This window comes from Paraburkholderia sp. EG286B (assembly GCF_040965655.1).
Classification (GTDB): domain Bacteria; phylum Pseudomonadota; class Gammaproteobacteria; order Burkholderiales; family Burkholderiaceae; genus Paraburkholderia.
Genome location: NZ_JBFRCF010000003.1, coordinates 281737 through 306390, shown reverse-complemented (window position 1 = coordinate 306390; position 24654 = coordinate 281737). Strand labels below are relative to the sequence as shown.

The 24654-nt window shown below is 63.6% G+C and carries 19 protein-coding genes; 6 read left to right on the top strand and 13 right to left on the bottom strand.

Going from position 1 to position 24654, the window contains the following annotated elements; genetic code table 11:
- Positions 1-148: 148 nt before the first annotated feature.
- Positions 149-352, bottom strand: a complete 204-nt coding sequence (locus tag AB4Y42_RS07545; protein WP_368691167.1) for a DUF2970 domain-containing protein — start codon at positions 350-352, stop codon at positions 149-151.
- Positions 353-785: 433 nt separating this feature from the next.
- On the opposite strand from AB4Y42_RS07545, the gene AB4Y42_RS07540 reads away from it, so the two are divergent.
- Both AB4Y42_RS07540 and AB4Y42_RS07535 read left to right on the top strand, forming a co-directional pair.
- Positions 786-2201, top strand: a complete 1416-nt coding sequence (locus AB4Y42_RS07540; RefSeq protein WP_368693987.1) for a PLP-dependent aminotransferase family protein — start codon at positions 786-788, stop codon at positions 2199-2201.
- Between the two features lie 627 nt (positions 2202-2828).
- Complete coding sequence (locus AB4Y42_RS07535) at positions 2829-3536, top strand: SDR family NAD(P)-dependent oxidoreductase (protein WP_368691039.1); 708 nt, start codon at positions 2829-2831, stop codon at positions 3534-3536.
- 115 nt (positions 3537-3651) lie between these two features.
- On the opposite strand, the gene AB4Y42_RS07530 is transcribed toward AB4Y42_RS07535, so the two are convergent.
- The 8 genes from AB4Y42_RS07530 to AB4Y42_RS07495 all read right to left on the bottom strand — a co-directional run bounded on the left by AB4Y42_RS07530 (position 3652) and on the right by AB4Y42_RS07495 (position 14472).
- A complete protein-coding gene (locus tag AB4Y42_RS07530) occupies positions 3652-3966 on the bottom strand; it encodes a nuclear transport factor 2 family protein (RefSeq protein ID WP_368693800.1) in 315 nt (104 codons plus the stop codon).
- A gap of 101 nt (positions 3967-4067) precedes the next feature.
- Positions 4068-4709 (bottom strand): DsbA family protein, encoded by a 642-nt coding sequence (locus AB4Y42_RS07525; protein WP_368693799.1) that lies wholly within the window; start codon positions 4707-4709, stop codon positions 4068-4070.
- Between the two features lie 186 nt (positions 4710-4895).
- Complete coding sequence (ilvB, locus tag AB4Y42_RS07520; RefSeq protein WP_368693798.1) at positions 4896-6761, bottom strand: biosynthetic-type acetolactate synthase large subunit; 1866 nt, start codon at positions 6759-6761, stop codon at positions 4896-4898.
- Positions 6762-7056: 295 nt separating this feature from the next.
- Positions 7057-7257, bottom strand: coding sequence for a copper chaperone (locus AB4Y42_RS07515; protein ID WP_324150412.1), 201 nt, complete (start codon positions 7255-7257; stop codon positions 7057-7059).
- Positions 7258-7393: 136 nt separating this feature from the next.
- Complete coding sequence (locus AB4Y42_RS07510; RefSeq protein WP_368693797.1) at positions 7394-8818, bottom strand: efflux transporter outer membrane subunit; 1425 nt, start codon at positions 8816-8818, stop codon at positions 7394-7396.
- Complete coding sequence (locus tag AB4Y42_RS07505) at positions 8811-9989, bottom strand: efflux RND transporter periplasmic adaptor subunit (RefSeq protein ID WP_368693796.1); 1179 nt, start codon at positions 9987-9989, stop codon at positions 8811-8813. Before AB4Y42_RS07505 ends, AB4Y42_RS07510 begins: the two co-directional genes overlap by 8 nt.
- Complete coding sequence (locus AB4Y42_RS07500) at positions 9979-13167, bottom strand: efflux RND transporter permease subunit (protein WP_368693795.1); 3189 nt, start codon at positions 13165-13167, stop codon at positions 9979-9981. The genes AB4Y42_RS07505 and AB4Y42_RS07500 overlap by 11 nt, the downstream gene beginning before the upstream one ends.
- A gap of 75 nt (positions 13168-13242) precedes the next feature.
- Positions 13243-14472 (bottom strand): MFS transporter, encoded by a 1230-nt coding sequence (locus AB4Y42_RS07495; RefSeq protein WP_368693794.1) that lies wholly within the window; start codon positions 14470-14472, stop codon positions 13243-13245.
- 142 nt (positions 14473-14614) lie between these two features.
- Between AB4Y42_RS07495 and AB4Y42_RS07490 the strand changes: the two genes are divergently transcribed.
- The 4 genes from AB4Y42_RS07490 (at position 14615) to AB4Y42_RS07475 (ending at position 18045) form a co-directional block, all read left to right on the top strand.
- Entirely contained in the window at positions 14615-15535 is a 921-nt protein-coding gene (locus AB4Y42_RS07490) for a LysR family transcriptional regulator (RefSeq protein WP_368691047.1), read from the top strand.
- 94 nt (positions 15536-15629) lie between these two features.
- Positions 15630-16529, top strand: a complete 900-nt coding sequence (locus AB4Y42_RS07485; RefSeq protein ID WP_368691048.1) for a LysR family transcriptional regulator — start codon at positions 15630-15632, stop codon at positions 16527-16529.
- A 138-nt stretch (positions 16530-16667) separates the two neighbouring features.
- A complete protein-coding gene (locus tag AB4Y42_RS07480; RefSeq protein ID WP_368691169.1) occupies positions 16668-17678 on the top strand; it encodes an LLM class oxidoreductase in 1011 nt (336 codons plus the stop codon).
- On the top strand, positions 17656-18045 hold the full coding sequence (locus AB4Y42_RS07475) for a nuclear transport factor 2 family protein (protein WP_368693793.1): 390 nt from the start codon (positions 17656-17658) through the stop codon (positions 18043-18045). The genes AB4Y42_RS07480 and AB4Y42_RS07475 overlap by 23 nt, the downstream gene beginning before the upstream one ends.
- A 103-nt stretch (positions 18046-18148) precedes the next feature.
- Here the strand turns inward: AB4Y42_RS07475 and AB4Y42_RS07470 are convergent, their stop codons facing one another.
- The 4 genes from AB4Y42_RS07470 to AB4Y42_RS07455 all read right to left on the bottom strand — a co-directional run bounded on the left by AB4Y42_RS07470 (position 18149) and on the right by AB4Y42_RS07455 (position 24199).
- Positions 18149-19666, bottom strand: coding sequence for a CoA-acylating methylmalonate-semialdehyde dehydrogenase (locus AB4Y42_RS07470; protein ID WP_368691050.1), 1518 nt, complete (start codon positions 19664-19666; stop codon positions 18149-18151).
- Between the two features lie 286 nt (positions 19667-19952).
- The gene (locus tag AB4Y42_RS07465) at positions 19953-21476 is read right to left on the bottom strand and encodes an efflux transporter outer membrane subunit (protein ID WP_368693792.1); all 1524 of its coding nucleotides are present in this window, start codon (positions 21474-21476) and stop codon (positions 19953-19955) included.
- On the bottom strand, positions 21473-22561 hold the full coding sequence (locus AB4Y42_RS07460) for an HlyD family secretion protein (protein WP_368691052.1): 1089 nt from the start codon (positions 22559-22561) through the stop codon (positions 21473-21475). Before AB4Y42_RS07460 ends, AB4Y42_RS07465 begins: the two co-directional genes overlap by 4 nt.
- A 12-nt stretch (positions 22562-22573) precedes the next feature.
- Entirely contained in the window at positions 22574-24199 is a 1626-nt protein-coding gene (locus AB4Y42_RS07455; RefSeq protein WP_368693791.1) for an MFS transporter, read from the bottom strand.
- Positions 24200-24654: the final 455 nt, after the last annotated feature.

Sequence of the window (24654 nt, the reverse complement as noted above, 5' to 3'; positions counted from 1 at the left end):
GTGAAATGCAGCGCTTCCTGATAGTCAGATTACGCGCGGCACCACAAAGATCAACGCGGCGCGGACGAAATCACCGTTATGAAACGCCGAACAATCTCGCGTCTCACGGTGCTTCGCGGGCGCCCCAGTTTTCGGCAACACCGCATGCTCAGAAGCCTTGTGCGGTTCCCGTAGAATGCGCGACGAGCAGCACGACACCCAGTATGCAAGCCCCGATCATCGCGGCCAGCACGACCGCCACGAACGGCAGCCACTTAAAGTTCACGCTGGCCAAATCGGCTTCGTGCGACGCGCTTTTACGCACGCCGAAAAAGCTCCACAGAACCATGCGCATCATGTGAACGAGTTCCATCATTGACTCCGGTTACGTCGATCAGGTCGATCGGATAGCCTGATCTTCAACCTTGCGCGTTGCCAAAAAAAGCAGCAGTTACGAACGATTTGAGCGATGCAGCCGATTCACGCGGCGGTAGAACCCGACAAAGAAACGCCCCGGTACTCGCGCACCGGGGCGAAAGGCTTGCCACGCTACAGGCAAAAAGAGCCGCAAGCTCTGCGGGTTTAGGTGATGATCCAGGCACTCGCGCAGTAATCCCGGCGCATCCCGGGAGAACAGACCCGGACGGCGATGCGCACTGCCCGCAATGATCCGCCCGCGCGGGAAACACGTATAGAAGCAGTCGACGCATAATTGACCGTAGCAGATCGGCTTCGCGGTCGCGCGCCATGAGAAAATCGCTCGAAGCACGAGTCCACCCATGACCTCTCTGGAAGAACCCGGACGCATGACACGCTACGAACGCCTCGCGCAGAGCATGGCCGCCGAGATTCGCTCCGGCAACCTGAAGCCGGGCTCGCGCATGCCCTCGCTGCGGCAGATCATTGCGCAGCACGGCGTGAGCCAGTCCACGGCGGCGCGTGCTTACTACGTGCTCGAACAGTGGGGCCTCGTGCGCGCCGAAGAGCGTTCGGGCTACTACGTCGCGCCGCTCTCGAAGCCCGGCAAGACGGATTCGCGCGCAACGACGGGCGAGTCCGCCACCGTCGATATCAGCGAACTGGTGTTCTCGGTGCTCGACGCCGCCAAGCGCCCCGGCATCGTGCCGCTCGGCTCCGCCTTCCCTTCTCCGCTGCTGTTTCCGCTGTCGCGCCTGGCGAAATCGCTCGGCCAGGCCGCACGCAGCGTGAGCCCGTGGAGCACCGTGGTCGATCTGCCGCCCGGCAACGAGAACCTGCGGCGGCAAATTGCGCTGCGCTACATGCGGGTTGGCATCTCACAGCCGGCCGAGGACATCATCATCACCAACGGCGCGCTGGAAGCGCTCAATCTTTGCCTGATGGCGGTCACGCAGCCCGGCGATATCGTCGCCGTGGAGTCGCCGTGCTTTTACGCAGCGCTTCAGGCGATCGAACGGCTTGGCCTGCGCGCGGTCGAAATTCCCGTCGATACCGCCACCGGGCTCGACCTCGAGGCGCTGGCGCAAGCGCTGGACAAGCACCCCATCCGCGCCTGCTGGTTCATGACGAATTTCCAGAACCCCACGGGCGTCACGTTGTCGGCTCAGAAGAAGGAAGCGCTCGTCGAACTGCTCGCGCAGCACGAGGTCCCGCTCATCGAAGACGATGTGTACGGCGAGTTGCACTACGCGCCGAACTATCCGCCGCCCGCCATCGCGTTCGACCGGCGCGGCCTCGTCATGCACTGCGGCTCGTTTTCGAAGAACCTGGCGCCCGGTTATCGCGTAGGCTGGGCAAGCGCCGGGCGCTTCGCAGAGCGCGTGCAGCGCCTGAAGCTCATGACGACGATCTCGGCCAGCATTCCCGCCCAGGCCGGCATTGCCGACTACCTGGAGCATGGCGGCTACGAGCGTCATTTGAAGAAGATCCGGCTCGCCATGCAGACGCAGCGCGATGCGATGATCGAGGCGATCCGCCGATGGCTGCCTGAAGGCACGCAATACACGCGGCCCGAGGGTGGCTATTTTCTGTGGCTCACGTTCCGCGAGCGCATCGACGCCATGGCGCTCCATCGTCTCGCGATCGAACGCGGGATTAGTGTTGCGCCCGGCCCGCTCTTTTCCGCGTCACGTGCATTCGAAAACTGCATACGGCTCAATTACGGGCATCCATGGTCGGCGCGCATCGATGAGGCGATCCGCACACTGGGCGAACTGCTCGTTCATCCCGATGTGTGTGCTTGATCGCGATCGATCGATGCGCGCGGCGCCAGCCCATAGCGACCTTAACTGCCAAAGAACAGGTTGCAGAAACTCACCGGGCCCACACAGGTATTGGCGTCCCGTGCCGGCGTCCTGGCCGGACGCTGTGGCGCCTGATACGTATTCGCCCGGGACGTATTCGCCTGGGCCGTTTGTTGAGCATCCGTATGCGCGGGAGCGAGGGATTCGGCGTGGACAGCGAAGCTGGCCGACAGCGAACAGGCAAAAAGGACAGCAGTAAGCAATTTCATTTCAATCTCTCTCTAGCAAGGTGATGGAGGCGACGCCTCCGGGGAAACAGCCTGGCCAGATTAATCACTTTCACCATGCAAGAGAATCCCGCAGTCTCGGGAATGATCCTTCCGCTTTTTGGGAGTCTCGGGAAGTCGGCTCGCTGCGTAGAACGCGCGAAAAATCGCAGCAGGCAAACACGGCTCAAATCCCCCGCGCGGCGGTAGACGTACGTGTCGAGATTTGTTCTCGCGGCGCAAGACTCTTTGTCCATGATGTGTGTTCGCACGCGCAACGGATGCGCCTACAGTGCATCTCCATCGGATCCGTCGATTCGAACGGCCACCCGGCCGACTTACCCATACTGCGAGACACACAATGAGCACTTCCAAGGTCGTCATTGTCACCGGAGCATCGCAAGGCATCGGCGCGGAAACCGTCAAGGCCTTCCGCGCGCAGGGCCATCGCGTGGTCGCCACGGCCCGTTCCATCACGCCGGCCGCCGAGGCCGACTACGTTGCCGTGGCCGGCGACATCGGCGACGCCGCCACGGCTCGCCGCGTGGTGAACGCCGCCATCGAGCACTTCGGCCGTGTCGACACGCTCGTCAACAACGCGGGCATTTTCATTGCGAAGCCCTTCACGCAGTACACCGCCGACGACTACGCCGCAATCCTGAACGTCAACCTGAACGGCTTCTTCCACATCACGCAATATGCGATCGAAGCGATGCAAAAACACGGCAGCGGCCACGTGGTGAACGTCACCACCACGCTTGCCGACAAGGCGAACAGCAAAGTCCCGTCCGTTCTTGCGTCGCTCACCAAAGGTGGTTTGAACGCTGCGACGCGCTCGCTCGCAATCGAATACGCTCGCGCGGGCATTCGTGCCAACGCGGTTTCGCCTGGGATCATCAAGTCGCCGATGCATGCTGCCGAAACGCATGCCGCGCTCGGCGCGATGCATCCGGTCGGCCACATGGGCGAAATGAGCGATATCGTCAATGCGATCCTCTATCTCGACTCGGCACCGTTCGTGACGGGCGAGATCCTGCACGTCGACGGCGGCCAGAGCGCCGGTCACTAAGCGCTCGAGCCTCGCCCGCGCTCCCGGACTCGATGGTTCGTCGGGGCGCGGGCGCGGGGGCGGCGGCTTATGCCACGTTGGTCAGCGTCTTGGTGATGACGAGCCATCTGTCGCGCTAGCGCACGATCGAAAAATAATTGTAGTAATTGAAGCCCAGCATGCGCACATGCAGTTTCGCCGTCGCGATGTTTTTCTGAACATCGAGCATCAGCAGTTCCGTATCGACGGCCTCGCCCAGTTCGGCCGGCGATTTCCTGTTTGCGATACCCGCAAGGTACTCGTCGATCGTCTTGTAGTAGGGCTCGCCGTTCACTTCCCCGGCCACGATCGCGCGCGCATCGAACACGGTTCTCAACTGCTCCACATCGCCTCGCCAGGTGGCGTCGAAATAGCGCTGGACGAGTTCGACGATTTCGTTGCTATCGTTCATTGCATCACACTCCTTATTGATTCAAGCCTCGCTCCGGCAAGTCGAAGCGGGCTGCGCAATCGCTCGCGCAGCCCGCTTCGCACAATCCGGATCAATCACGATCAGGCAAGTGGCCCCTCGATCTCGTTGAGCCGTTCTTCGAGCGCGTTGACGCTCGCATAGCCCGAATGCACGGCGTACGTCCGGCCTTGTTCTTCGAGCAGCAAGGTCGGAAACGATGCGACGCCAAGCGCTCGCGCACGGGCGAAATCGCGCTGCGTTTCTTCTTTCGTTTCCGCTGCTGCCCATGCCTGGTAGAACGCGTCTGCACTGACCTGAACGCCCACGGTATTCAGCTCCGTTGCGGCGATTTCGCTCAACACGCGACCGTCGGTCGTATCCAGTCCTTCCACATAGAAGCCGTTCTGCAGCGCACGGAACACCGCAAGCAAGGCGTCGCCGCTGGCGAAGCGGCGCGCCGCCACGACCGCACGGCAGACCGGCTCGGTGTCGTAGACGAACCCCTCGCGCGCCATGAACGCTTCGCGGTTGAACGGCAAGCCGCTCAGCGCTTCCACACGTTGCCAGTGCTGCAGCCGGAAACGCTTGCCGGCCGTGTCGAGCACATCGGTCGCGCCCGCGCGAATCCCGCCGACCACGATTTCCAGTTTCAGGTCCGGCACGCGCGCGACGAGCGCCGAAAGCTCCTTGCCAAAGCCATAGCACCACGAACACATCGGGTCGCCAACATAGATCAGTTTCATTCCTGCTCGCTCACATGAAGAGACAACGCGGGGCCCGCAGGACCCCATGCCCCGCATCGCTCCCAGCCATCAGAGTCACTATAGGGTTGAGGCTGGACTCGATAAACGCCGTCGCCAGAACTTCTTTTGTTACATGGCGGAAAGACGAAATGCGCCGCACGAGCGGGCTGACGCGGTCGTACTGGCCTAGAACATGTCCGAAGCGCTTCGAGGACCCGCGCGCGGGCTCCCCGACTCCTCGCCATCTCTCGACGGGATGAACGGCCCGGTGATCATCTCCGCATAGCTCATGCCTGGCCCGACCATCGGAAACACATCGGCATCCTGATCGATCATGACTTCGAGGAAAGCGGGACCGTCGAACGCCACGAAAGCCCGGAGCTTTTCCTCGACCTCGCTCAGGAGCTCCACGCGCTGCGCGAACTCGAACCCGTCGGCTCGCGCGGCCATGACGAAGTCCTTTCGATGCAGCGACTTGTCGCTCACGCACAGGCGCCCGTCGTAAAAGAGACGCTGCCACTGCCGGATCATCCCGTCACCGACGTTGTTGAACAGCAGCACCTTGACCGGCACGCCATAGGTGGTCGCGGTCTCCAGATCGCCGATATTCATGCGCATGCTGCCGTCGCCGTCGATGTCGATAACGAGGGCATCGGGGCGTCCCATCTGGGCGCCGATCGCAGCGGGCAGGCCAAAGCCCATCGTCCCCATGCTGCCCGACGTGAGAAAGCTGCGCGGCTCGACGAAGTCGAAGAACTGCGCGGCCCACATCTGGTGCTGGCCCACGCCCGTGGTGACGATGGCCCGGCCGCCGGTAATCTCGCTCAACTTTTCCACCACGAACTGCGGCTGAATGAGCGGACTCGCGCGGTCATAGTTCATGCCGTAGCGCTGCTTCAGCTCCCTGATGTGGTCGAGCCACGCCAACGGCGCCTGCACGTGCGTTTCGTGTTGCATCAGCGAAAGCAGAGCGTCCTTCGCGTCGCCCACGTGAGTCCAATGCGCGCGCTTCACCTTGTTGATCTCCGCTTCGTCGACATCGATATGCGCGACATGGCGCGCTCGCGGCGCGAATGCATGCGGGCGGCCGCCGGCGACGCGATCGTCGAATCGCGCGCCCACGGCAATCAGGAAGTCGCAGTCTTCCACCGCGTAGTTCGCGCAGGCCGCGCCGTGCATGCCGAGCATGCCGAGCCCCAGCTCGTGCTTCACCGATATCGTGCCGAGCCCCATCAACGTGTTCACCACGGGAATGCGGTAGCGCTCGGCGAACTGACGTAATTCCGCCGTGGCGCCGGCTGTGATGATGCCCCCGCCCGCATACAGCAGCGGGCGCTTGCTTTGCGCCAGCAGAGCGAAGAATTCGTCGCGCTTGCGCTCTTCGAGGCGTGCGCCCTTCGCCACCTTGCGCAGGCGGTCGGAGTAGCCGCGAAACGCGAGTGTGCCGTGCCCCTGCCAGGTGCCGGTCCAGTTCTGGATGTCTTTGGGCACATCCACCACGACCGGGCCGGGACGACCGGTGCGCGCGACTTCGAACGCCGTGCGCAGCGTCTGTTCGAGCTTGTCCGGGTCGGTCACGAGAAACACCTGCTTGGCGCACGCCGACATGATGTTGAACACCGGCGCCTCCTGGAAAGCGTCGCTGCCAATAGCGGCACGCGGCACCTGCCCGCAGATGAGAACCACCGGGACCGAGTCGCCATTGCAATCGGCAATCGGCGTCACCGCATTGGTCGCGCCGGGACCCGACGTGACCATGAACACGCCGACCTTTCCGCTCGCGCGCGCATACCCCGCTGCCATGAAGCCAGCGGTCTGTTCGTTGGCGGGTACGACGAGGTTGATCTGACGCTCGGGCTCGTCGGCGTGCAGTTCGTTGAAACGGAACACCGCGTCGTAGGTCGGCAGGATCGCGCCGCCGCTATAGCCGAACACGGTATCGACACCCTGTTCGCTAAGTACGCGCAAGATGATGTCGGCGCCCGACATCGGTCCGCCGGGAAGCGGCGCTTTCTGGGAACTTTTTGGAGCAATTTTCGGGTTCTGGGTCATACCTGACTCGCACGGAAACGGGCGCTGAGGCGATCAGCGGCCAAAGACAACGGATCATTTCCCTTCCGACTCAAGAACAGCGTATGTCCCCTACCAGCGCGTGGACGACGGCTTCAGCGGGTTCTCCGCACGAGCCACAGTCCACCCGGCACTCTTTTGACGTGCGCCTGGAAATACCGTGAGAAAGGGTTCCAAGGATTTTGACAACGATTGAAGCGGCGCGCGTCAGCAATAACGGTGTTTATGGGCCAGGATGCGTCGCTTCCGGGCCACCACGGCTGACGGCTGACCGTTCCTACCATTCGGCAATGCCCACGTCCATGTCCTCGTCGTAGAACGCGACGAGAAACTCTTCGGGCATCAACCACGAATCGACGCTCACGGTTTGTGCGCCCACATCGACATCGACCTTCGCGTCGGCGTCCACGGACTTCATCGCATGCACGATCGTCGCGAGATCGTCCGTGCGGATTTCAGTTTTCATCGCGAACTTCATTTTTCACCTCTCTGTCTGGAGAACCAGTCTCGATAACTATAGGATCAACGCCTCATGCCACCAACCAGGTTCACCTCAATTCACTCTTTACATCGCGTAACTCAAGCCAGTGGCACGAGGCGGTCATTCAAGGATTTCAACCGGCCTTCAGGTCATCCGTGGCCCAGCCGCCGCCGAGCGCGTGAATGAGGTCGACATTCGCATCGAGTTGCCGCGTGCGCAGCGCGATGACGCTGCGTTGCGCTTCCAGCTCGGCCGATTGCGCCTCGACCACATCGAGGTAACTCACCGCACCGCGCTGATAGCGCGCGAGCGCCAGGTCGAGCGCGGTCTGGGCGGCACGGGCGGCGTCCTGCTGCTGATTCGTCGCGGTGCCCAGATCGTCGAGCAAGGTGAGGTTGTCCTCCACCTGCAGGAACGACGCCAGCACCACGCTGCGATAGCGTGCGCCTGCCTCCGCCGTGGCCTCCTTCGCCGAATCCAGCTGCGCGTGGCGCTTGCCGCCGTCCAGCAGATACACCGCCAGCGACGGACCGATCGCCCAGTACGAACTGGACAGGCTCAGCAGATTGCCGAGCACCGAGCTTTGCACGCCGCCTTGCGCGCTGAGCGTGAGCGTCGGGAAGTACGCCGCGCGCGCCACACCAATTTTTGAATTGGCCGCCGCGATGCGCCGCTCGGCTGCGGCGACGTCAGGCCGCCTTTGCAACAGCGTCGAGGGCACCCCGACCGGAATCACGGGCAACGCGATCGAATCGGTACTCGGCGCGAGCTGGAACTCCGAAGGCGAAGCGCCGACCAGCACCGCCACCGCGTGCTCGAGCAATGCGCGCCTCGCTCTGAGCTGAGTAAGTTCGGACTGGACCGATGACAACTGGTTGCTCGCGCGCGCCACGTCGAGACCCGAGACGATGCCCACGCCATGCCGGTTGCGGGTCAGGTCGAGCGCCTTCTGGTACGCGGCCTGGGTCCCCTCGATCAGCTGAATCTGCTGATCGAGACCGCGCAGATCGATATAGCTTCGAGCCAGCTCGATTTCGAGGCTCAACTGCGTCGACGCGAGATCCGCCTTCGACGCCTGCCCTTCGTCCTTGCTTGCGGCAACGGAATCGCGCACGCGTCCCCAAAGGTCCACTTCGTAGTCGACTTCGACACCGAGCGTGGCGGAGTTGTAATCGGTCGGCCCAGTCGGGCTGCGCAACGGCCTCGTGTCCGACTCGCGATCGCGCTGGACATTGCCTAAGGCGGAAACCTGCGGGTACATCTGCGACTTGACCTGCCTGATGTACGCCTGCGACTGCTCATAGTGAAACAGCGCCGCGCTCAGGTGGGGGTTATTCGCGATCAGCCGCTGCTCGAGGTCGTCGAGTTCGGGCTCCTTGTACAGCTTCCACCATCCCGCGCGGTCGAGCTGGTCCGCGGGGCTCGCGACGGTCCACGGCCCCTGGGTCTGGTACTGCGCCGCAACGGGCGTTTCGGGCACCTCGTAGTGCGGAGCGAGCGAGCACGCGGCGAGCGCCACGGCACTCACCAGCATCGCCAGTTTCAGATACTTAGTCATGCTTGCCACCTTTTGCCGTGGGCGCGATCACCTGAACATGGTCGCCTTCGACGAGACCGTCGGGCGGCGCATCGACAACGCGGTCGCTTTGCGCCAGCCCCGAGCCGATATCGACCGCGTTGCCGAGGTCCTGCACGATCGAAACGGGTTTGAAGTGAACGGTGTCGCTGCGATCGACGGTGGCGAGCCGCAGCCCCCCGTTGTCGAATATCAGCGCACTGGCCGGCACCCGCAGCGCGTCGGCACGCGCCGGCAACGCAAAGTGCAGATTGACGAAGTCGCCCGGCAACAGCAGATGACCGGGGTTATCGACCATCAACTGGACGAGCGACGTGCCCGATGCCGCGTTCACCGAGTCGGCCAGACCCACCACCGTAGCGGTGAACGCCTTGCCGGGATACTCCGGCACGGTGAAGGTGCCCGTTCCCCCCGGCTTGACTGCCGGCACGTATTCCTGCGGCACGCGCACGTATACGCGCAGCTTGTCCACGCTCGATACGGAAAACAGTTGCGGCCCCGTACCGCCGCCCGCATTGATCAATGCACCGACGTCCGTGTTACGGGCGGTGATCACACCGTCGAACGGCGCGACGATCCGTGCGAAGCTCTTGGTCGCAACCAGCCGGTCGAGGTTGGCCTGCGCCGCCGCGACGCGAGCCTGCTTCGCCACATAGTCCTGCGTGCGGTCATCGACCTCCTGGCGCGACACTGAATCGGAGTCCAGAAGACTTTGCCAGCGTGCGGCGGTCGTTTTCGCGAGCGCGGCATCGGCTTGCGCGCTCGTGAGGTCGGCCTTCGCCTGAATCAACTGCTGATCGAGTTCAGGCGTCTCGATCTCAGCGAGCGCCTGGCCGGCCTTCACCGGCGTGCCGATGTCGACGCTCCACGATTTCAGGTATCCGCTCGCGCGTGCGTAGATGGGCGCGCTTTCGAAGGCCTCGAGTCTGCCGGGCAGGTCCAGCGAGCCGCCCGGCGCCTCCGGGGCGGGCACCACGACATTCACGGACGGCACGGCTTGCGCCTCGGTCCAGTCTTTGAGTTGATGCTCATGCTTCATGCGAAGCGAGACGCCACCAACCACGATGAGGACGGCGAGCGCACCACCGACAATGCCTGTAAAAGAGAGCTGACGCTGCGCGAGCGCGGCGCGCGTTGTGGGTTCAGAGGACATGGATCGAATCTCCGGTAAGCTGCGCGGCCGTCGATGTGCGACCCCGACGCGAGTGGATCATGCAAAAAATAGCGGGCACGAGAAAAAGCGTTGCAGCAGTGGCGAACACCAGTCCGCCAATCACCGCTCGGCCCAACGGCGCGTTTTGCTCTCCGCCCTCGCCAAGACTCAGCGCCATCGGCGCCATGCCGATGATCATCGAGAGTGCCGTCATGAGGACCGGCCGGAACCGGGTCGTACCGGCTTCCAATGCCGCCTTGAACGCATCGCCGTGCCCGGCCAGACGTTCGCGGCTGAAACTCACCACCAGAATCGAATTGGCCGTGGCCACGCCCATGCACATGATTGCGCCAGTCAGTGCGGGCACCGAGAGCGTGGTGTCCGTCGCAAACAGCATCCAGACGATGCCGGCCAACGCGCCGGGCAAGGCCGCCACGATCACGAGCGGATCGGACCACGACTGGAAATTGACGACGATGAGCAGGTAAATCAGCACCACGGCGCCCAGAATCCCGAACGACAACCCGCCGAAGGCGTTGTTCATCGTCTGCGCCTGGCCGAGCAGAACGACCTTCGCCCCCTTGGGCGCGTCCTTGGCGTTGGCCGAGACGATGTGGCGAATGTCGGCGGCGACGGCGCCGAGATCGCGGCCCTGGGTCGTGGCGAACACCTCGACCATCGGCTGCACGTTGTAGTTGCTCACCACTTCGTTGCTCGCCGTGCGGTGAATGCTCGCCACCCCGCCGAGAATTTGCCCGTCGTTGGCCTCGGCCCCGCCACTCACGGGCAGATTCACGAGCGACGAGAGCGAATCCACGCTGTATTGCGGCGTCTGGAGCACGATCGAATACTCCACACCATTGGCCGCATTGAGCCAGTAGGTCGGGTCGATCTGGCTCGACCCCGCCATGTGCACCACGAGGCTATTGGTCACGTCGCGTTCGGTCAGGCCTTGAAGCGAAGCGCGGTCGCGATCGACGTCGATATTGAATTGCGGATTGGCCTGCGACTGCTCGATGCGCGCATCGACGACACCGGGCACGTGACGGATCTGACGCAGCAGCGCGTTCGCGTAGGCGAAATCGGCCGGCAGATTGTTGCCGCGAATCTGCAGGTCGATCGGTGCGGGCGAGCCGAAGTTCAGGATCTGGCTCACGATGTCCGCAGGCGGGAACGAGAACGTCACGCCGGGAAACGCGCGCGGCAGCGATTCGCGCAGCTTGCGCACGTAGGCGGCCGTGGGCCCATGGCCCTCCTTCAGCGAGATCTGAATGTCGCCGTCCTGCGGGCCGATCGTGCCCGTGTTGTTGTAGGCCGTATTGATGGAGCTGGTGGAAAGACCAATGTTGTCCACCACGGTGCCCAGTTCGGACGGCGGAATCGTCGCGCGCACCTGCGCTTGCACCTCGGCGAAGATCTCGGCAGTTCGCTCCACACGCGTCCCCACGGGCGCACGCACGTGCAGCAGAATCTGGCCCGCGTCGACGTCCGGGAAGAAGTTGCGCCCGAGCAGCGGCATCAACGCGAACGACACCACGACGAATGCAAAGAAGCCGATCACGAACGCGCGGCGACGTTCCAGCACCCATTCGAGCATCGCGGCATAGTTCGCACGCACGCGTTCGAAGCGCTGCTCGAATCCATGGTGAAAGCGCGCCCACACGCTGGCAGACTCGTGATGTCCCTGCTCATGCGCGTGGGACTTCAGCAGGGACTTCGCCATCGTCGGCACCAGGGTGCGCGACAGAATGAACGAGGAAATCATCGCGAAGATCACCGACTCGGCCATCGGCACGAACAGGAACCTCGCCACGCCGTTCAGGAAGAACATAGGCACGAACACGATACAGATGCACAGCAGCGAGACGAACGCGGGCGTCACGATTTGTGCCGCGCCATCGAGAATCGCGCTTTCGACGTCCTTTCCTTGCTCCAGGTGCCAGTTGATGTTCTCGATGGTCACGGTGGCGTCGTCCACGAGAATGCCCACCGCCAACGCGAGCCCGCCCAGCGTCATGATATTGAGCGTCTCGCCGAGCACGGAGAGCACGGAGATCGAGCCGAGAATCGCAAGCGGAATGGAAGTCGCAATGATGACCGTCGAGCGCCAGCTGCCCAGAAACAGCAGGATCATCACGCTCGTGAGCAAGGCGGCAATCAGGCCCTCGCGCGCCACGCCCTTGATCGCGGACCGCACGAAGATCGACTGGTCGCCGATCGCGTCGATCTGCAGCGCGTCGGGCAAGGAGGCCTTCGCATCGGCAACCTTCTGACGAATGCCGCCGATAATCGACAAGGTCGATGCCGAACCGTTCTTGAACACGGTGAGCAGCACCGAACGCTTGCCTTCCACGTGAACGATATTGGGCTGCGGCGGGCTGCCGTCGGTCACGTCGGCGACATCATGCATATGCACTACGGTGCCGTTGGCCGACTTGATCGGCAGGTTCGCAATGGCCGCGATCGTCTCCGGCGCGTCGTTGAGCTGCAGCGTGTACTCGTAGTTGCCGATCTTTTCGGTGCCGACCGGCGTCACGAGGTTCTGCGCCGTGAGTGCGTTGAGCACATCTTCAGCCGACAAGGAGCGCGCCTCGAGTTCGGACGGCTTGATGTTGATCTGAACCTGCCGGTCCTTGCCGCCGAACGGAAACGGGATCGCAGCGCCATTCACCGTCGCGAGGATCGGCCGCAACTGGTTCTTGCCGAGGTCCGCCAGATTCTGTTCCGAGAGGCCCTTGCCCGAAAGCGCGAGCTGGATGATCGGAACGGTCGAAGCGTTGTAGTTGATGATGAACGGCGGCGTCGCCGAGGGCGGCAACTGCTTCAGAATCTCCTGCGAAATCGCGGTCACCTGCGCATTCGCGGTACCAATGTTGGTGCCCGGCTGAAAGAAGATCTTGACGATGCCGTAGCCCGTGAGCGACGTGCCTTCGATGTGCTGAACGCCGTTCACGGTGGTCGTCAACACCCGCTCGTACGGGGCCATCACGCGACCTTCCATCTGGTCGGGCGAAAGCCCCGTGTACTGCCATACCACACTAATCACCGGGATATTGATCGAAGGGAAAATATCCGTAGGGGTACGAAACGCCGACAGAACGCCGACGATCAGGATGAACACGGCCAGCACAACGAAGGTATAAGGCCGTTTCAGCGCAATGCGCACGATGCCAATCATGATAATTCCAGTATTGAAGCTGGCATCGCCCCTAACCGCGGCGGATTCCAGCAAGCAGATGCTCGATGCCTTGAATCAATCTGCGTTTGATGGGACCCGGCCCGCGGACTCGCGAGGCGCTCCGATCCAGTGGATAGCGGCAGCCACGATGCCGAGTGCGACACCGAAGGCGACGATGCCCGACCAGCCAAAGCGGCTCATGAGCCAGCCGCTGACCGTCGCGCCGACCGCGCCGCCGAAGAAGGTGGCCGTCATATAGAGGCTGTTGATGCGGCCTTGCGCTTTCGGATCGACCGAGAAGGCCCGCGTCTGGTTGGAAACGAGACCGGACTGCACGCCGATATCGAGCACGATCACGCCCACGATCAGCAGCGTGAGCGACGTGGCCGCGCCGGAGAGAAGCACGTAGGCAAGCGTCGCGATGCCGATACTGGCGCCGATGACCTTGCGGAAACCCACGCGGTCGGTGGCATTGCCGCCCAGCGAGGCGGCGAACGCGCCGGCCGCGCCGATGATGCCGAAGCCGCCCGCCCACGCGCTGCCGAGGTGCCACGGCCCGCTCTTGAGCAGCGCGGCGAGATTGACCCAGAAGGCGTTGAAACAGGCCCACAGCAACGCCTGGATGATCATCGATTCGCGAATCGGACGATTGTCGCGAACGAGCGGCCACAGCGAAGCGAGCAGACGCCCATACGAAAGATTCGTCGACGGCACGCCCTTGGGCAGCAGCGCAGCGGCGGCGATGAAAACCGGCACCATGAACGCGGCTTCCGCGCCGTACACCGCACGCCAACCCCACGCCGCGCCGATCACACCCGCGATCGTGCGGCCGACCAGGATGCCGACCATGATGCCGCTCACGACGGTGCCGACGTTACGCCCGCGCTCGCTCGGCAGCGACATGACGGCGGCGAACGGCACGAGCTGCTGGGGCACGCAACTCACGATGCCGACCGCAAACGAAGCCGCGATCAGCGACCCGATGCCGGGGGCAACCGCCGCCGTTGCCGCAAACACGAGCGCAAGCGCGATTTGCGTGAGCACGAGCTTGCGCCGGTCGAAGCGGTCGCCAAGCGGCAGCAGCAGCGCGAGGCCGGTCGAGAAGCCGAGCAACGCGGCACCGGCGACGAAATCGACCGCCGTGATATTGACCCGCAGGCCCGCTGCGATCAGCGGCAGAATCGGCTGCGTGCAATAGATGTTTGTGATCACTGCTCCTGCGATGATCGCCATCATGACGATCTTGCCGCGCGATGCGACGGCGGGCGTAGCTGCACTTTCTCGGGTGCTGGGTAAGCCGCTCACGACAACCTCCTTGTTCGTTGAATTTCTCCGGTCGTTGCAGCGAATTGCCGCGATCCAGATTGAGGTCGAACGTTACGCGCTTGCATTTACGAAGAGAATCCCTCACGATCAAGATTCATCCTTCCACTATTTGATAGGGTCCATGAATCGCCTCGAAGCCATGGCCATCCTCGTTTCGGTCGCCGACGCGGGCAGTCTCTCGGCAGCTGCGCGGCGTCTCGACATGCCGCTCGCCACGGTCAGCCGCAAGGTTGGGGAACTGGAAGCGCACCTGAAGACGCGCCTCTTTCACCGCACGACGCGCAAGCTTTCATTGACGGAAGCCGGCGCCGCATACGTGGCCGCGTGCCGGCGCATTCTCGAAGACATCGGCGAAGCCGAGCGCGCCGCAACGGGCGAATACGCCGCGCCCAAAGGCGAACTCGTGGTCACCGCGCCCGTTGCGTTCGGCCGCTTGCACGTGGTGCCGGTGGTGGCGGAATTTCTCGCGCAGTACCCGGAGATCGACATCAATCTCCTGCTGACCGATCGCGTCGTTCATCTGATGGATGAACATGCGGACGTCGCGGTCCGCATCGGCGCGCTGCCCGACAGCACGTTGATCGCGACGCGCGTGGGCACGGTGCGCCGGGTCATCTGCGCCAGCCCCGCCTATCTCGCGAAGCATGGCGTGCCCGCCGAACCCGCGGACCTGGCCGGCCATCAATGCATTACCTTCGAGGCGCTCGCGTCGCTGCGCGCGTGGTCTTTCGGCTCCGGCAAGTCGGAGCAGTCCGTGCCGGTTCATTCGCGGCTTGCCGTGAATACGGCGGACGCCGCTATCGAAGCCGCGATCCTCGGTGTGGGGCTGATACGCGTGCTGTCCTACCAGGTTGCACGCGCCGTTCGCGCCAACGAGCTGCGCGTCGTGCTCGACGCGTTTGAAGCGGCGCCGCTGCCCGTCAATCTCGTGCACGCGGGGCAAGCGCCCCTGCCGCTGAAGCTGCGCGCGTTCCTCGACTTCGCGTCGCCGCGCCTGCGCGAGCGCACCGCGGGCGAACTGGTCAACGCCGTCACCGCGTGAAGGCCTGAGCCGCCCACGCAAAGGCGCTGCGCGCTCGCGCCGGAAGAGAATCCGCTAACATCGGGGATTCTCCCTTCCCGTTCTCGAGAAGACCATGGACCGTCTCGAAGGGATGTCCATCCTGGTCGCAGTCGTCGATGCAGGCAGCTTGTCAGCTGCAGCCCGGCGGCTCGGCCAGCCGCTGGCGACAGTCAGCCGCAAGGTCGGCGATCTCGAAGCGCACCTGAAAACCCGTTTGCTTCATCGCACCACCCGGCACCTCTCGCTCACCGAGGCCGGCGAGGCCTATGTCGCGTCGTGCCGGCGCATTCTCGAGGACATCGGCGAAATCGAACGCGCCGTGACGGGCGAATACGCGGCGCCGAAAGGCTCGTTGGTGGCCACGGCGCCCGTCGTCTTCGGCCGGCTGCATGTGGTCCCCGTGATGTCGGCATTTCTCGCGCACTATCCGGAGATCGACGCCCGCCTCGTGCTGACCGATCGCAACGTCAATTTTCTCGAAGACCACGTGGACGTTGCGGTGCGCATCGGCCAGTTGCCGGACAGCAGCCTCGTGGCGATACGCCTTGGCGAGACGCGCCCCGTGGTGTGCGCGAGCCCCGCGTATCTCGCTGAGCGAGGCACGCCGCAAAACCCGGATGATCTCGCCGATCATGCGTGCATCGGTTTCGAGGGAATCAATTCGTCGCGCACGTGGACGTTTGCCGGCGAAAAGTCGGAACAGAACGTGCCGATCCACGCGCGGCTCGTGACAAACACGGCGGAATCGGCCATCGACGCCGCGACGCTCGGGACCGGTTTGACGCGGGTTTTGTCTTATCAGGTCGCGAACGCCGTGCAGGATGGCCGCTTGCAGCTGGTGCTGGAAACCTTCGGGCTGGCGCCCATGCCGATCCATCTCGTCCACGCCGGCCAGACGCCGCTGCCGCTCAAGCTGCGCGCGTTCCTCGACTTCATGTCGCCGCGCCTCAAGGCGCGCCTGTCTGCCGTCTGAATTTCCCGCGTTATTGAGCGCGAGTATCAACTGTTGTTCATCGCAGGTGGTTTTTGTCAGCGTCGTTCGTGCGTAACCTTGGCTCGCAAATGGGAAAACGCAAGGCGAAACGCAATGGATATGTCAGCAATCACCGCAATGAAGGCTTCCGCGCCCGTCGAACCTGCGCTTTCGCAGCAGCCCGCGTGGCGCCGCGTATTTCGCGAGGACGCGCTCACGGTCGGACTGATCCTGCCGCTCGAAACGCATCCGGACTCGCCCGTCCCGACCATGCGCGATCACGTCGCCATGGCGCAACGCGCCGAGTCGATGGGCGTGGCCGCGCTGTGGATGCGCGACATCCCGTTCTACGATCCTGCGTATGGCGATGCGGGCCAGATCTTCGAACCGCTGGTGTATATCGCCAGCCTCGCGGCCGTGACGAGCGAAATCGCGCTCGGCACGACCGGCATCGTCCTGCCGATGCGCGAACCGCTGTTGCTGGCCAAGCAGGTGAATTCGCTCGACCAGCTGACGAATGGAAGGCTTCTGTTAGGGATGTCCTCGGGAGACAGACCTTCCGAGTATCCCGTCTTCGGCATCGACTTCGATACGCGTGGCGAGCGGTTTCGCGACGCGTTCGAGACCTATCGGACAGTGAGTGAGCAGCCCTTTCCGGTGTTTTCCTCGCCCCGTTTCGGCAAATCGGGCGGCACGCTCGACATGCTGCCGAAGCCGCCTTATGGGCGCACTCCCGCCATTGCCGTCGGCCGGGCACAGCAAAGTCTCGAATGGATCGCGGCACATATGGACGGCTACCTCGGCTTCGTGCCCGGCCCCGCCGCGCTCGACGCATTCGTGCGCAACTGGAAAGACCAGGTCGCCCGGTCGATGGGCCGCGAAGCCTTCAAGCCGGTTGCCTTTGGCGGCTACCTCTACCTGCATCCGCGGCCCGATTACCCGTTCCGCGCCATCAAGGGCGGCTTCGCCATCGGCAGCCGTTCGCTCAGGCATTTTCTGGAGCAGGCGCACGAAGCGGGCGTGAGCCACGTCGCGCTGAATCCGAAAGTCACGCCGCGCCCGTATGCCGACGTACTCGACGAGTTGCACAGCGAAGTGCTGCCGTACTTTATCCCGGAGGTGTTTCATGCAACACGCGAATCTACGTGAAGCGCTCAATGCGCACTGGCAGGCGTCGGCGGCCGGCGATCTCGAAGCCGAACACGACATCTACGCCGACGACGCCATCTGCGACTATCCCCAATCGGGCGAACGCATACTCGGGCGCAGGAACCTGCAGGCGCTGCGCGGACATCATCCCGGCAAGCCGTCCGGTTTCGAAGTCAGACGCATGCAGGGCGAAGGCGATCTGTGGGTGACCGAATACACCATCGCCTATCAGGGGCGAAGCGCTTTCACCGTGAGCATCATGGAATTCCATGAAGGCAAGGTCGTTCACGAGACCCAATATTTTTCGGAATCCTTTGAAGCGCCCGCCTGGCGCAGTCAATGGGTTCAGACGATGACGGCCAGCTAACGTTCGCTTCGAAAGATCGATTACGCAAATTGCAAAGCGAGACAGCCGGCCATGACCGCGCCGGCCATCTTCAAGCGCGCGGCGTTTTCACGCCGCGCTTACCTTATTTCGAAGCGGGCATGGCGAACTCCGCGCCCTTGTCGATGCTGTCGGGCCAACGCTGCGTCACGCTCTTGTAGCGCGTATAGAAGCGCACGGCCTCCTCGCCGTAGGCGTGGTGATCGCCGAACAGCGAGCGCTTCCAGCCCCCGAACGAATGCCACGCCGACGGCACCGGACTCGGTACGTTGATGCCCACCATGCCGATCTGAATTTGCCGGGTAAACGTGCGCGCTGCGGCGCCATCAGCCGTGAATAGGGTGACGCAATTGCCCAGTTCGTGCGCATTGACGAGTTCGATGGCACTGGCGAGATCCGGCACGCGCACCACCGAAAGCACCGGCCCGAAAATCTCTTCGCGATAGATCTTCATATCCGGCTGCACGTCGTCGAAGAGCGAGCCGCCGAGGAAGAAGCCCTCTTCGTGCCCCGGCACGGTATGGCCGCGCCCGTCCACCACGAGCTTCGCGCCGGCGGCGACGCCCGCATCGATATAACCCAGCACCTTGGTGCGATGCGCAGCGCTGATCAGCGGCCCCATGTCCAGATCGGGCTCCATGCCCGCCCCGATGCGCAGCGCGCGCACGCGCGGCGCGAGGCGCTCGATCAGTTCGTCGCCAATGCTGCCGACCGCCACCGCGACTGAGGTCGCCATGCAGCGCTCGCCCGCCGAGCCATACGCCGAATTGATCAGCGCATCGACGGCCTGATCGAGATTCGCGTCGGGCATGACGACGAGATGATTCTTCGCACTGCCGAGCGCCTGCACGCGCTTGCCGCGTTTGGCGCCCTCTGCGTAGATATATTCGGCCACCGGCGTGGAGGCGACGACGGACATCGCGGCCACGTCGGGATGCTGAATCAGCGCATCGACGGTGCCCTTGTCGCCGTTCACCACGTTGAACACGCCTTTGGGGAAGCCCGCCTCGATGAACAGTTCCGCCAGCCGGATCGACGACGACGGCGTGCGCTCCGAGGGCTTGAGGATGAACGTGTTGCCGGTCGCGGCGGCCATGACGAACATCCAGCACGGCACCACCACCGGGAAATTGAACGGGGTGACGCCAGCAATCACGCCCACGGGCTGGCGCAAATTCCAGCTGTCGACGCCGCTGCTGCTTTGATCGGTGAAACCGGTCTTGAGCAGGTTCGGAATACCGCACGCGAATTCGACGATTTCGATGCCGCGCATCACTTCGCCCCTGGCGTCCGAGAACAGCTTGCCGTGGTCGCGCGTAATGAGTTCGGCGATTTCGTCGAGATGCGCCTCGAGCAATTCCTTGAACTTGAACATCAGGCGCGCACGCTTGAGCGGCGGGGTTTCGCTCCAGGCCGCAAACGCGCTTTTGGCGGCCGCGACGGCGGCGGCAACCTCATTGGTATTCGCAACCGGCACGCGCGCGGTAATGCGGCCCTGCGCGGGATCGTAGACGTCGTTGAATCGCCCGCTCACGCCAGCGGTGTATTGACCGTCGATGAAATGTTTCAGTTGGCGCACCGCGCCCTGGTTTGCTTCGCTCATACGTCCTTCCTTTCGTGGGTTTGGGCGCGGCGCGCGGATCGAAGAAAATCCGCATCACAGCGCACATCAAGTCAAGTGGCCGGGCATCACCATGACTCCCCGCCAGGATCGGCAGTCATCGACCGCCGACGAGAACAGTCTATGTTTTACGGCTCCCAGCCGATGGGCTAGCTGCGACGGTTTGGGGACATTCCCGGCGCGTATCCGGCCATCGCGACAAAGCGCAAATCGTGGCTCCCCGAAGGGTCGAATGGCTTTGCGGCGCGGCGCGCATTCGGGCTATCGATTACCCGCCATAGGTCGACTCCCACCCCCCTCCCAGCGCTTTACAAAGCGTAATGAGATTCGTGGCCGCCGTGGCCCGGCTTTGCTCGAGATTGCTCTGCGCTTCGAGCAACTGCTTCTGCACGTTCAATACGTCGAGATAATCGAGCGCCCCGGCCTTGTACCGCTCCCGCGCGACCGAAAGCGCGCGCTGGTTCATGGTCACGGCCTGGGCCAGCCGGTCGCGCCGGCGCTGTTCGGCGTCGTAGGTGACGAGCGCGTCGTCCACCTCCTGCCACGCGCGCAGCACCGTCTCCTTGTAGGCAATCGCGGCTTCCTGCTGTTGCGCCTCGCGCAGCTGGAGCGTGCCTTTCAGGCGACCGCCTTCGAAGATGGGAAACGTAATGGAAGGGCCGACGACGAACTGCCCGGACGCCCAACTGGCCAGACTCGAAAGCTGAAGACTCTGAAAGCCCGCGCTGCCATTGAGCATGATGCGCGGATAAAAATCGGCCTTCGCCACGCCGATCGACGCCGTCGCCGCGTGCAGTTCGGCTTCCGCCTTGCGGATATCGGGCCGGCGCTGCACGAGTTCGGAAGGAAAGCCGATCGGCACCTGCGCCGGCAGTACCGGCACCTCCTGCGTTGCAGCAAGCGTCTGACGCAGCGCGCCCGGTTCCTCGCCGAGCAGCAGGCCGATGGCATTGATGGTCGTTTCGGAGTGCGATTCGAGCGTGGGAATCAGGCTTTCGATATTTTCCACCTGCGCCGAAGCGTTCGAAACATCGAGATCCGTGGTCACGCCTTCATGTGCACGGACCTGCGTGAGCTTCAGCGCGTCGTTGGCGATGTCCAGGTTTTGATGCGCGATCTGCAGGAGTTCCTGCGTGTCGCGCAGCTCGATATAGTCTCGCGCAAGCTCCGCGCGCGCGCTCAGCAAGACCGCGTTCCGGTCCTCATACGAGGCGGCCGAAAGCGCTGTCGCCGCTTCCACGCTGCGTCGCACGCGGCCCCAGATATCGACCTCCCATGACGCGTCGAAGCCGACCTGGTACAGGTTATAGGCCGGCGAGCCCTTGGAGCCCGGCATCGCCGCCACGCCGAGCGGCGCGCTGCCGGAGGCCGACTGCGGCTGACTCTGCGTGGGCGTCACGCCGAGCAGCGAGAGAATGCCGTTTTCACTGCCGCGTTCGCGGTTGTACGATGCGGCGCCGTCGAGCGTCGGATATTCGGCTGCGCCCGCTACGCGGCGCTCGGCCCGGCTTTGCAGCAGGCGCGCGGAGGCGGCTGCCACGTCCAGGTTTGCGTCGGCGAGCTGCTTTTCGAGGCCGTTCAATACGGGATCGTTGAACAGCGTCCACCATTCCGGTCCGAACTGGCCTTCCACGGCTTTGCTCGGCGCCTGAGCCGTCTGCGTGCGGTTGAAGACCTCCGGCGTGGGCGACTTCGGCGGTTCGAAATTGGGACCCACCGTGCAAGCCGCCATAGCGAGACATGCGAGAACCGTGAGCGGGATCGCGCGGATAGAGAATTTGCTCGTATTCATTTTCTTTCCGCTCCCTCAGCCGTCGCTTCTGCGCCCCGGCCAACGGCCACTTCGGCTTCCACCGAGAGCCCGACGCTCAATGCCGCTGCAGCAGGCTGCCCGCGATCGATCGTGATCTTGACGGGCACGCGCTGCACCACCTTCGTAAAGTTGCCCGTGGCGTTGTCGGGTGCGATCGGCGCGAAGCTCACGCCAGTCGCCGGTGCCAGGCTGTCGATGCGGCCATGAATCACGACGCCGGGCAGGCTGTCGACCGTCACGCGAACGCTTTCGCCGGGCCGCATGTTGGTGATCTGGCTCTCCTGAAAGTTGGCGACGACATACGCATCCGAAAGCGGCACGATTGCGAGCACGGGGGCGCCGGGCGTCACGAAGGCGCCGACCCGCGCCGAGCGGCGCCCCACCTTGCCGTCGACGGGGGCGCGAATTTCCGTATAGGAGAGGTTGAGCTTCGCCTGTGCGAGCACCGCTTCGGCGTGTTGAAGCGCGCCAGCGGCCTTGTCGCGCTCCGTGCGCAGGACGTCCAGATTCTGCTGGGTGGCCGACAGCACCGCCTGATCGTGCGACTGCTGCGCAAGCTGCTCGGCGAGCGTGCTCGAAGCCTGTTGCTGCTCCTGCGCGGTCCCCGCCCCCGCCGTGGAAAGATTCTGGTAGCGCGCCGCGTTGGCCCGCGCGAAGCCGATCGCCGCGTCGTCGGAGCGCAACGTGGCGCGCGCCTGATCGACGAGCGAGGGCTGACGCGCGATCTCCGCTTCGAAGTTCGCCACCGACGCCTTCGCGCCGACCACCTCCGCCTCGGCGCTCATCAACGCGGCGTGATAGTCGCGGTCGTCGATGCGCACCAGCAACTGGCCCGCCTTCACGTCCTCATTATCGTTCACCAGTACGTCCGTGATCTGCCCCGCGACGCGCGGCGCGACCAGCGTGAAATCCGCGGTGACGTAGGCGTCGTTCGTGGATTCCGAACTGGAGTGAGACAGGAGCTTCGTGCCTGCCCAGGCAGCGACGCCGACAACGGCGACGACTGCTGCAATACGAAGCCATTTCAGTCTGGACGGCGTAGAGTTGGGTTTGGTCGATGACATGGAAAACGTACCTCATTTCGAAGCGGGCGGCGTAGTGCTCCACGGCGGATAGATCCGCACCGGCAGCACCGGAACAAGAAGAAGCAGAACGAGCGCAACGCACGCCATCACCCGGTAGAGATCGGCGGACGTCAGCACGACGGCCTGCTCGTGAATACGGTGCGCGAGTTGCCCCAGCGCGTAAGACGTGTCGAGGCCGGGGCCCGTCACCAGCGCGCGGTTGCCCAGCTGGTCGACGAGCATGCTCGAATGGAAATGTTCGCGCGCGGTGCCTACGCCCTCGATCAGCCCCGTCGCGATGGCGGCGGCGAACGTCTTGACCGTATTGAACATGGCCGAAGCGAACGGGCCCTCCGTTGGCGGCAACCCCGTCGTGACGCCCATGAGGATCGACATGATCACCATGGGCTGCGCGATGATCTGCAGCGCCTGCAGCACGTAGAAGTTGTCGCGAATCCACTCGGACGTCATGAAGCTGCCGAGTGCGCAGGTCGTGAACATCAGCGACAGACCGATTGCGATCACCCAGCGGTGATCGGCGCGCCGCGTATTCAACAGAGCCGCCGTCAAGGGGAGCGTAATCAGCAGCGGAATGGCGAGCAACAGCGAGAGCGGCGCCGTCTGCAGCGGCCGGTACGCATGAACTTTGGCGAGAAACTGCCCGGGTATAGCGGCGACGCCCACCAGCAGGATCACGGTGCCGACCAAGGTCGAGAGGCCGTGCGTGAAATTCCTGCGCTCGAGTAACTGGAGCTTGAAAAAAGGCACGGGCTGAAACCACTCGTTGACGAGGAAGACCACGAGCAGCAGTGCGCCGCCGCCCAACATCACGCGGATAAACTCCGATTCGAACCAGTCGAGCCGGTCGCCTTGCAAAAGCCCGGTCACGAGCATGGAGAACGCGGGGAAGCCCGTGATCAACCCGATCCAGTTGAACGTGCGAAAGCGCTCGAGCTTGACCGGATCGGCGGGCAGCCCCTGCTGAATCGCGATACAGCACAGCACGCCGAGCGGAATGATTTGCCAGAACGCCATGCGCCAGCTCACGAACTCCGTCCACAACGCGGCGAGCGGTGTGCCGAGCGCCGGCCCGAAGGTCGCAGTGAGCGCATAGCCGGCGAGCCCATACAGCTTGAACCTGGGCGGCAGATAACGCAGCGCCACGATGATCAGCATGGGGGGCAGACAGCCGCCCGCGATGCCCTGGAAGATACGCAGGACATAGAGCGTCGCCAGATTCGGCGCGAACGGGCACAGCAACCCGAACAACATCGTGGCGAGCACGGCGCCGATCGTGAAGCGCTTGAGCGTAAAGGTGATGCCGAACCAGGGGGCGAACACCATCGTCGCGACGTTGGCGGCTTCGAAGAGCGAGGTGAGCCACGTCCCGTCGTCATGCCCGATCAGGAACGCGCCCTGGATATCGGCCATTGCTGCCGCGGTCACCTGTTCGTTGAGGATGGCCAGCAACGAAGCGAACAACATGCCGAGCAGGCCCACCACGATGCGCCCCGTGAACGCCACCTGCGCGGGGGCGGGCTGCGCCGGCGCCGCGGCTCCACGCACAGCGCGTGGTTCCAGCGCCTGTGGGGCCGTTGCCGCTTCCGTTCCAGTCGTCAAAGGGTTCGCAGTTGTCATGGCGATCAGCAACTTCCCGGGTTTCGTTAGCTGTACTGTTTGATGTGGCTAGTTCATTGTGAGGCTATTCAGCGTCCTGCATCCTCCCGCCATGCGATGACCACTCCTCCGGTTTCGCCGCGCATTGTTGCTGTTCACTGACGGCTTTATTGTCAGAGATGAACCCAATTTCTTAAAGTCTCGCCTGGTCTGATTTTGGGCCATCTAGTGCGAGAATTTTGCCAGGCCGTCCGGTCGTGATTCGCCCAACGCGTGTGCGCCGCGTCGACGCAAACCTGACTGATTACGCGCGGGTCATTTCTGCACGCTTTTGGGCCAATTGAGGTCGTACGGCGATACCAGACGGCACACGATGCTTAGAATCGCGACGTAGGCATTCAGGCCGCACGTTGATCGCGATAGACACGATTCACGAAGGTTTGAAAACGAACCGGCAACGGTAGACGCCAAACGGT